Source organism: Eudoraea sp., from assembly GCF_049665975.1.
Classification (GTDB): domain Bacteria; phylum Bacteroidota; class Bacteroidia; order Flavobacteriales; family Flavobacteriaceae; genus Eudoraea.
Genome location: NZ_JBATGR010000007.1, coordinates 1 through 8876 on the forward strand (window position 1 = coordinate 1; position 8876 = coordinate 8876).

Here is an 8876-nt window from a genome sequence, read left to right on the forward strand (position 1 = left end):
AAAGGAGCTAAATGGCTCCTTTTCTCTTGTTTGTATCGTACTTCAAATCTTTTTTTTCGCTATTTCAAGTTCATCATGACGTTTCCATTACAACAAAATTCAGAAATTTGTTGAGTCTAAATACAAGGACAAGCAGCCTAAGTATTCTTAGGACCATTAAGAATTTTAAATTAGATGTGCTTTCAGAGAACTAAAACGACCAAAGTGTTAAAAGAGTTGTTTATTTACTTTAATCTACCATTAACTTTAAGGATTTAAACTAGTTTACGACCTAATAACTTAGAAAAAGGATTTAGTGTGAGACACTTCATTTTACTTTTAATTTTACTTCATGCTGTTTGTCTGAAAGCGCAAATAGTTTCTGCTGATATAGCATATTTAATTGGTTCCGGAAATTACAAGCAAGCCAGTGAATTATTATTACAACAACCCAATCTGTATTCTAATCCTGTTTTGTTGGACAAGTTGGGTGAAACTTATGCATATCAGGAAGAATGGGATAAAGCTATTGAGATTTATAAAAAACTTACTATCCTAGATGGGGGTAACCCATCCTACTTTTTTAAGTATGGTGGCGTTTTGGCAAAAAAAGCCCAAAACAGTAATCTTTTTGTCGGACTTACCCTTTTAGGGCGTATAAGGTCGAGTTTTGATAAAACCCTGGCTCTTGATCCCTATCATGCGGGAGCCCACTGGGCTCTGATAGATCTTTATGTTTCATTGCCGGGAATTGTTGGTGGAAGCTATAATAAGGCTTATGAACTGGCTAAAAATCTCAAGAGGATTTCACCTATTGACAGCTATTTGGCCCTGGGCTATGTATATGAATATGACGATGAACCGGCTAATGCAAAGACTAACTATTTTGCGGCTTTGGCATTGGTGAATGACCAGACAGAATTTAAAAGAAATCAATTAAATTACCAAATCGGAAAGGTATGCAGTGATTATGGAATACAATTAGACAGAGGCATAAAATATATGTCAAGATATATTGAAGGACATTCTATAAAAGACGGAGTACCACTTAAATGGGCTTATTATAGAATGGGACGTCTTTACCGAAAAAAAGGGAATAAACAAAATGCTATTATATGGATAAATAAGGCTTTGGAGAGCGATAATAGTTTTAAGCGAGCGCTGGAGGAAAAGGAAAAAATACAAGCGTTAAAAGGGTAGTTCTTAAAGAAAAAAACCTGGTCTTAGAGCGATTTTAGCAGACCACCATCAATGGGAATATTTGTACCGGTTATATACGAGGCTTTATCAGACGCGAGAAAAGCAACCAAATACCCGTATTCAGATGGATTTCCTATTCGTTTCATAGGTACTTGCTCTTCCATGGCCTTTCGTACTTGGTCTATGGGGATGCCCATTTGTTCCGATTTCTTTTTATTCAAACCTGTGATCCGCTCCGTGTCAAAATATCCTGTTAAAATACTGTTTACAGTAATTTTATCTATAGCAACCTCATTGGCTAATGATTTTGCCCATGTAACTACTGCGGCTCTAATTGTGTTTGACAGTGCCAAATAACCCAATGGTTCCTTTACAGAGATTGAGGCTACGTTAATTACACGCCCCCATTTGTTTTGCATCATGTGTTTTAATGCCAGCTGAGTAGTGAATACTACAGATTTAAACAGCAGGTTAAAAGCCTCCTGATAGTCAGAAACGTTCTTTTCCAGTGCACTGCCCGAAGATGGCCCCTGTGTATTATTAACCAGGATGTCCACGCTATAAGTTTCAAAATATTTAGAGATTTTTTTTTGATAACTATCAAAATCTGTAAAATCTACTACCAGATAGTTATGAGGGGGTCCTTCATTATAAGTAAGCCCCGCTACAATAGCTTTTAATTGATCTTCACTTCTGGCCATTAAGGTAACACTGGCGCCACTTTCCGCTAACTGCTCGGCAATTGCTTTGCCAATGCCACGGCTGCTGCCACCAATTAAAGCTCTTTTACCATGTAATGAAATCTGCATAAAACTATTTTTTGAAAAGCTTTAAACTCTATTGTTTAAAAATGCCTATTTGTATTCCTCCCTAACGGGGCTAAAGATATCCATTAACTTACATGGCGTTATGGCCTTACCACTATGTGGGGCAAACGGTGGGATAATTACCAGATCATTTGGTTTATAGAGTTTGGCAAGTCCATTGAGCGAAAACTCAAAAGTACCTTCTAAAACTTGCATTATTTGTTCATGTTTATGAGAATGCTCTGGTACTGTGGCTCCTTCTTCCACTTCCCAGAAGGCAAGTGTCATGGTCTCACCATGGATCATTTTACCATGATAACCCGGCATAATTTCTTTTGTTTCGATGTCTGTTAATACTACATTCATGAGATACTAATTATTTAGTTTTTTTAAAAGATACATGTTTTCATTGAGGACATCCTCTTTAGGTAAGGTTCGTTTGGGCTTGTAAAAGGCCGAAAGACTAAACGTATCCTGATGGTCTATTAATTCATAACCTTTGAGGTTTGCATAAAAATTATCAGGAACGGTTTGATATTGAAATCGATCAGTTTTTTCGAGGTTATCTTCTACATAATTGATCAGTTTTTTAAAAACCAATTGTTCTTCCAATTGTGGCACAAAAGAAACACTTCCTAGATATTCATCAGGTTCTTGAATTTTATAAAAGAGTTCAAAAAGCCGTTCTGTATCTTCCTTACCTAAAAAGAAGAGTACTCCTTCCAGCAGGATAAAGGATTTTCTTCCATTTTTCAGAGTTAAAAGCTGCTCATAAAGTTTATCCTGTGATGGAAGATTAAAATCGGCTTCCAAATAGGTGATGTTCCTGCCGGGTAATTTTCCGGCCCTTTCCCATTTAGCACTTATTTCCTTTTTGTGCGCTACTACATCCGGTTTGTCAATTTCAATAAAGCGAAGTGAATTTTCTAATAAATAGGGATACATACTGAAGCCACAGCCAAAATTGATAAGAACTTCAATATTATTTTGGACCAGAAGTTTGTTCACAGTATCATAAAAATAACGGTTGCGTAAACAGTGCGCATAAGGTTCATAGGAAGAAACAGAGGCACTGTAGCGATCGGCATAATCCATAATACTGCTACTGGACCATAGATGGGCATACCTATCTTTGCTTAGAGCTACATCACGCATTCGAAAAGAAGCGGTAACAAAAGCAGTTTCATCTATGTTTATTTTGTTGTTCAACGTCTGGAAATATAGTATCTAACGAAGATAGAAAGATTCTGAGGGATATTATGATTTGAGTTGCACTTTTCAATTCCTATCTTTAGCATCTAATTTTATTGTAAATGCGCATACATTTTATTGCAATTGGAGGTAGTGCCATGCATAATCTTGCTCTGGCTCTGCATCAGAAAGGATATATTGTTAGCGGGAGTGATGATGTAATATTTGAACCTTCTAAAAGCAGATTAGCAAAACAAGGAATCCTTCCTTCGCAGTTTGGTTGGTTTCAGGATAAAATAGATACTTCTTTGGATGCTATTATCCTTGGAATGCATGCCAAGGTTGATAATCCTGAATTGATAAAAGCCAAACAACTTGGTCTAAAAATCTATTCTTATCCGGAATTTCTCTATGAACAATCTAAACACAAAACTCGTGTTGTAATAGGCGGAAGTCATGGTAAGACTACCATAACATCAATGATACTTCATGTAATGAATTATCATGGAAAGCCCGTAGATTATATGGTTGGTGCTCAATTGGAGGGATTTGATCGGATGGTGCATCTTACTGAGGAAAATGATTTTATTGTTTTGGAGGGAGATGAGTATCTTTCCTCTCCTATAGACAGGCGGCCAAAATTCCATCTGTACCGACCTAATATTGCATTATTAAGTGGAATAGCCTGGGACCATGTCAACGTTTTTCCCACTTTTGAAAATTATCTGGAGCAATTTCGGATTTTTGTGAATAGTATAGTTAAAGGAGGGAGTATTACCTATAATGAGGAAGACGTAAATGTTAAAAGCATTGTTGAAGCCTCAGAAAATTCAATACGGAAACTTCCTTATTCTACGCCAGATTTTTTTGTTGAACACGGAAAGACTTTTTTAAATACCGGGGAAGGGCCTATGCCCCTCGATATTTTTGGTCGTCATAATTTAAACAACCTGGCTGGAGCAAAGTGGATTTGTCAAAACATGGGAATTGATGAGGAAGACTTTTATGAGGCAATTACTTCATTTAAGGGAGCTTCAAAACGCCTGGAAAAGATTGGTGAAAGGAGGAATACGATAATCTTCAAGGATTATGCTCATTCGCCGAGTAAAGTGGCGGCAACCACAATGGCAGTAAAAGAACAATACCCGGATCGAAAATTGATTGCTTGTTTAGAGCTACATACGTACAGCAGTCTAAATGCCGAATTTTTAAAGGAATATAGGGGGTCTTTAAAAGAAGCAGATGTATCTGCGGTTTTTTATATTCCCGAATCTGTTAAAATAAAGGGTTTAGCCGAAATAACAAAAGATCAGATAGGGCAGGCATTTCAACAACAAGACATTAACATTTTTACTAATAGTGCTGCTTTTCAAGAATTTCTTTTTGAACAGGATGTTACTAACAGCATCGTATTATTTATGAGTTCCGGAAACTATGGTGGCCTGGATTTGAATGAAATCGTAAACATGATTGAAATTAACTAACACGGTTTTATAAATTATCACCCTCTTTTAAACACAACTGTTAGACCCCGAACTGCCTTAGATGGTGATCTAGATGCTTGTATTCCAGTTTGCCCCATTGCTCGGGTGTAAAATCACCGAAAACAGGATGTGCATTCCAGTCCTTTCTATCGCGCAGGCTATATAGTTCTTTAATCTGTTCCTGTAACTTTTTATGTTCAACCTCAAATTCCTTTTCTTCTTTAGCCCTGGCAAAAGGTGTGGTCGGTAAGTTTTTTCGCCAGGGCTTATCACTATACATAGACTTTTTAAAGAACCAGCTTATAATTGGATTTCCTCGTTTGTTATACTTTTTATTCTTTATTGCGTCCTTAACGAAAATCTGGCAATGCCATAGCATTTGGCCAACACTCATTTTGCCCCACAAGCCCTCTGAATCCTTACTCAGTTTGTTAAAACGCGCTTCAACTTCTTTAAATGTAGATTCATCAAAAATTGATTTCATGATATCTTTGTTAGGATTTTATGAATGAAATTTACAATAATTTTTTTTGTTGATTATCTTTAGGCCATGCAACAAAAGAATTCTTCTTTTTCCATTAAAAATTGGTCTGACGATGACAAACCAAGGGAAAAATTAGTGCATAAGGGGCGTTCGGTTCTTTCGAATGCCGAGCTGATTGCTATTTTAATTGGTTCCGGGACCAAAAATGAAACTGCAGTCGCTCTTGCTAAAAGAATATTGGCTTCCACCAATAATAACCTAAACGAATTAGGTAAGGTATCTACAAAACAATTAATGAAGTTTAAAGGTATTGGCGAGGCCAAGGCTGTATCTATTGCAGCTGCTTTAGAGATAGGGAGAAGAAGGCAAAATGAGCAGGTGATAGATAAAGCACAGATCTCCGGTAGCCAGGCTGTTTTCGATCTTCTTCAACCTTTGGTTGCAGACCTTCCTCATGAAGAGTTTTGGATTGTTTACTTAAATAACTCAAATAAGGTTATTCATAAGGCTCAATTGAGCAAGGGTGGAATAACTGGCACTTTGGTTGATGTTCGTTTAGTAATGAAACAAGCTTTAGAATTAGGGGCCGTGTCATTAATATTAGCCCATAATCATCCGTCAGGGGCGCTTAAACCGAGTGAGGCTGATAAAAAAATAACAAATAAACTACAGAAAGCTTCGGAAGCCATGGATATCAGGGTACTAGATCACGTGATTATTACCCAGAACAAATACTATAGCTTTGCCGATAATAATTTGATATAAATATGCTTTTGATATATACCCATAAAATTACTCCACGCTTCAGTTACACCATGAAGCAGGTTTTTACCAGGATACTTGGGGTAGATATCATTTTCACTACTAAAGTTGAAGATTTTATCAAACATACCGGACCTAAGATTACTTACAGTAAACAACCTTTGCAAAATGAGTTTTTTGTTAGAAGTAATGAATTGTTATTTGTACATGGCATAAATGATTTAAAAATAACTGTTGAAGACTGGGAGGGTACCCCTTGTTTTTTCAGGACAAATGATCCTAGTGCAATTCCCTATGATATTTTTTCGGCAAGCTTTTATCTTTTAACGAGATATGAGGAGTATTTACCATACCTAAAAGATACTCATGGTAGGTTTCCTCCATTAGAAAGTATAGCTTCTACGAATAATTTTTTGCAATTACCTGTTGTGGATATTTGGGCATACAGATTTCTTGATAAGCTTAAAGAACGTTTTCCTACCGTGGTAAGTAAAAAGCGAAAGTTTCAACACACTTCGATTATTGATGTTACTTCTTCTCACTGTTTTGCGCACAGAGGGCCTATGAGAAGCTTAGCAGGTTTGTTGTATGACTTAGGCTCTTTTAGATTTAAGCGTGTCGTACAGCGCACTTCTGTATGGTTAAAGATCAAACAAGATCCTTATAATAACTACGCTCGCTTAATAGAAATTCAGAAGAAATATCAAATAAAAAGTATATTCTTTTTTCAGTTTGCCAATTATTCAACCTATGATAAAAATGTTTCACCCGAAAATAATAATTTTAAATACCTGATTAAATCTGTGGCAGACTATAGCTTGGTATCTTTGGCAGCTTCATATAGTTCTTTTAAGGATATTGAATTATTGAAAGAGGAGAAAAAGAGGTTATCCAATGTTGTAAACAGGCCAATCAATTATTCGCGGATGAGATATAACAGAGTAGATATTCCTTATACTTATAGAAACCTTGTAGAAGCAGAATTTACAGATGATTACACCATGGGATATACTCATGAAATGGGCTTTAGAGCTGGTACGTGTACTCCTTTTTATTTCTATGATATTACAATGGAAGAAAAACAACCCATTAAAATTCACCCATTCGCTGTTCATGACTATGCCTTACTTAATTTCAATTCTGAAGATGAAGCAGTTGAGAAAATTCGTATGTATTATGATCAGGTTAAAAAAGTTAATGGGCACTTCGTTACCATTTTCTCTAATGAATTATTGGGAGGGGATCAGGCAATTAATTGGTTAAGTTTATATAATAAAGTAATTGAGAAGTACCATGCATAGGTCAAATATTTCGGATATATTCTTTGATTTGGACCATACACTTTGGGATTTTGAAAAGAATTCAGCGTTGACATTCCAAAAAGTATTTACTGAAGTTGAAATAGACGTCAATCTCTCTAAATTCTTAGAAGTCTATGTGCCAGCGAATCTTGCATTTTGGAAATTATATCGAGAAGATAAAATCAAGAAACCGGAATTGCGATACCAAAGGCTAAAAACAACTTTTGATGCTATAGAATACGACATTAAGGATGAAGTTATAGATATTTTATCGACAGAATATATTACTAACCTTGCGGCATTCAATAACTTGTTGCCAAATACAGTTGAGATACTAAATTATTTGAAACCCAAATACAAGCTACATATAATTACCAACGGATTTGAAGAAGTACAGACCAGAAAACTGGTAAACGCAAATATTTTCGAATATTTTGACCAGGTTATTAACTCGGAAATGGCCGGAGTAAAAAAACCGAATCCCGAAATTTTTGAACTCGCTCTAAAAAAGGCAAATACTGCTGCCGATAAGTCACTCATGGTGGGCGACAATATTGAAGCAGACATACTGGGCGCTAAGGCTGTAGGATTACATGCCTTGCATTTTAACGCTCATAATGACCCAAAACATGAACATTGTGTAATGATTCATGATTTACGTGAAATAAAAAACTATTTATAGAGTTATATAGGGGAGAATAATATAGGAGGCAAATACCTATTTAGGTGGTTTTAGTACATAATTAACCATTATAAAACTGGTATATAGCAATGAAATATATCCCAAAATATCTTTTCACACTTCTTGTGTGTACTGCAATCTTAAGTTCCTGTGCGGATAAGCAGGATTTTGATCAATTAGACAATCTTGATGTTACGCCAACTGCAGAAGCCAGTATTCTATATGTTGAGACCCCTGAACGTATCATTAATCAGGTAAGCGGGATTAATTTTTTCACTCAAACATTTAATTTCGACGCCTTTAGCGAAGAATTTTTTGCTGATAATGTCTTAGATGGTGTTATAACCTATGAAGTGGAAAATACAACGAGTAAACCTCTTGATATCACTTTTGAATTTTTAGATGATTCAGGAAATTCTTTGGATTCTGAAAATTTTAGTGTTAATGCCGCCCCAACTGCAATATTACAACGTGAAATTGCTTATGGGCCAGCCGGCAGGAGCCTTGATATTATTAGAAATACCTCTGCCATTAGGGTAAGTGCCACAAATTTAGGTGATAATACCAGCGTATCTACTTTACCTAACCCAACAGTTTTCTTAAGATCCAGCGCTAAATTCAGGATTCGGCTAAAATGAAAAAATGCCCGTTCCTTTTCATTACTCTAATTATGTGGGGCATGACTATCCATGCCCAAAATAAGGAGGTTTTGTATGATTTTATTGAGATTCCACAAGCTTTAATGGTTAATCCCGGGATGAATACAAGTTATAATTGGTATGCCGGGGTCCCTTTTATATCCGGGATATATGCACAGGGAGCAACAAGCGGCCTTACGGTAAATGATATTTTTGCCGCTGATGGGCTTGATATTAATCAGAAAGTACAAGATCGTGCATTGAATTCATTAAGTAAACGGGATGAAGTGAATGGAATCTTTCAGGTTGAGATTTTAAATGGTGGATTCCGAGGACAAAAAGACCCGGC

Annotated in this window: 11 protein-coding genes; 7 read left to right on the forward strand and 4 right to left on the reverse strand. The window is 36.2% G+C overall.

The window, feature by feature from the left end:
- Positions 1 to 297 precede the first annotated feature (297 nt).
- Positions 298 to 1179 (forward strand): tetratricopeptide repeat protein, encoded by an 882-nt coding sequence (locus WBN20_RS00315; RefSeq protein WP_424280296.1) that lies wholly within the window; start codon positions 298 to 300, stop codon positions 1177 to 1179.
- Positions 1180 to 1202: 23 nt separating this feature from the next.
- Here WBN20_RS00315 and WBN20_RS00320 read toward each other — a convergent pair whose 3' ends face one another.
- The 3 genes from WBN20_RS00320 to WBN20_RS00330 are packed head-to-tail and all read right to left on the reverse strand — an operon-like array spanning position 1203 to position 3194.
- The gene (locus tag WBN20_RS00320; RefSeq protein WP_424280297.1) at positions 1203 to 1988 is read right to left on the reverse strand and encodes an SDR family oxidoreductase; all 786 of its coding nucleotides are present in this window, start codon (positions 1986 to 1988) and stop codon (positions 1203 to 1205) included.
- A 45-nt stretch (positions 1989 to 2033) separates the two neighbouring features.
- Complete coding sequence (locus WBN20_RS00325) at positions 2034 to 2351, reverse strand: cupin domain-containing protein (protein WP_424274423.1); 318 nt, start codon at positions 2349 to 2351, stop codon at positions 2034 to 2036.
- 6 nt (positions 2352 to 2357) lie between these two features.
- Positions 2358 to 3194, reverse strand: coding sequence for a class I SAM-dependent methyltransferase (locus WBN20_RS00330; protein ID WP_424280298.1), 837 nt, complete (start codon positions 3192 to 3194; stop codon positions 2358 to 2360).
- 104 nt (positions 3195 to 3298) lie between these two features.
- On the opposite strand from WBN20_RS00330, the gene WBN20_RS00335 reads away from it, so the two are divergent.
- Positions 3299 to 4660 (forward strand): UDP-N-acetylmuramate--L-alanine ligase, encoded by a 1362-nt coding sequence (locus WBN20_RS00335; protein WP_424274421.1) that lies wholly within the window; start codon positions 3299 to 3301, stop codon positions 4658 to 4660.
- Between the two features lie 40 nt (positions 4661 to 4700).
- Here WBN20_RS00335 and WBN20_RS00340 read toward each other — a convergent pair whose 3' ends face one another.
- Positions 4701 to 5144 (reverse strand): DUF1569 domain-containing protein, encoded by a 444-nt coding sequence (locus WBN20_RS00340; protein WP_424272034.1) that lies wholly within the window; start codon positions 5142 to 5144, stop codon positions 4701 to 4703.
- Positions 5145 to 5210: 66 nt separating this feature from the next.
- Between WBN20_RS00340 and radC the strand changes: the two genes are divergently transcribed.
- From radC to WBN20_RS00365, 5 genes are all read left to right on the forward strand, one after another.
- Entirely contained in the window at positions 5211 to 5909 is a 699-nt protein-coding gene (gene radC, locus WBN20_RS00345; protein ID WP_424280299.1) for a RadC family protein, read from the forward strand.
- 2 nt (positions 5910 to 5911) lie between these two features.
- Positions 5912 to 7207, forward strand: a complete 1296-nt coding sequence (locus WBN20_RS00350; protein ID WP_424280300.1) for a polysaccharide deacetylase family protein — start codon at positions 5912 to 5914, stop codon at positions 7205 to 7207.
- Positions 7200 to 7889: a YjjG family noncanonical pyrimidine nucleotidase gene (locus tag WBN20_RS00355; RefSeq protein WP_424280301.1), complete on the forward strand. Its 690-nt coding sequence runs from the start codon at positions 7200 to 7202 to the stop codon at positions 7887 to 7889. Before WBN20_RS00350 ends, WBN20_RS00355 begins: the two co-directional genes overlap by 8 nt.
- Before the next feature lie 89 nt (positions 7890 to 7978).
- Positions 7979 to 8527, forward strand: a complete 549-nt coding sequence (locus WBN20_RS00360; protein ID WP_424280302.1) for a hypothetical protein — start codon at positions 7979 to 7981, stop codon at positions 8525 to 8527.
- A 41-nt stretch (positions 8528 to 8568) separates the two neighbouring features.
- Positions 8569 to 8876, forward strand: a 308-nt coding sequence (locus WBN20_RS00365) for a DUF5723 family protein (RefSeq protein WP_424280303.1), incomplete at its 3' end; no start/stop codon positions are given.

Bases quoted from the DNA above. Each gene is read 5' to 3' on its own strand.
- WBN20_RS00320 (WP_424280297.1), bottom strand. From the start codon at position 1,988: ATGCAGATTTCATTACATGGTAAAAGAGCTTTAATTGGTGGCAGCAGC.
- WBN20_RS00325 (WP_424274423.1), bottom strand. From the start codon at position 2,351: ATGAATGTAGTATTAACAGACATCGAAACAAAAGAAATTATGCCGGGT.
- WBN20_RS00335 (WP_424274421.1), top strand. From the start codon at position 3,299: ATGCGCATACATTTTATTGCAATTGGAGGTAGTGCCATGCATAATCTT.
- WBN20_RS00340 (WP_424272034.1), bottom strand. From the start codon at position 5,144: ATGAAATCAATTTTTGATGAATCTACATTTAAAGAAGTTGAAGCGCGT.
- radC (WP_424280299.1), top strand. From the start codon at position 5,211: ATGCAACAAAAGAATTCTTCTTTTTCCATTAAAAATTGGTCTGACGAT.
- WBN20_RS00350 (WP_424280300.1), top strand. From the start codon at position 5,912: ATGCTTTTGATATATACCCATAAAATTACTCCACGCTTCAGTTACACC.
- WBN20_RS00355 (WP_424280301.1), top strand. From the start codon at position 7,200: ATGCATAGGTCAAATATTTCGGATATATTCTTTGATTTGGACCATACA.
- WBN20_RS00360 (WP_424280302.1), top strand. From the start codon at position 7,979: ATGAAATATATCCCAAAATATCTTTTCACACTTCTTGTGTGTACTGCA.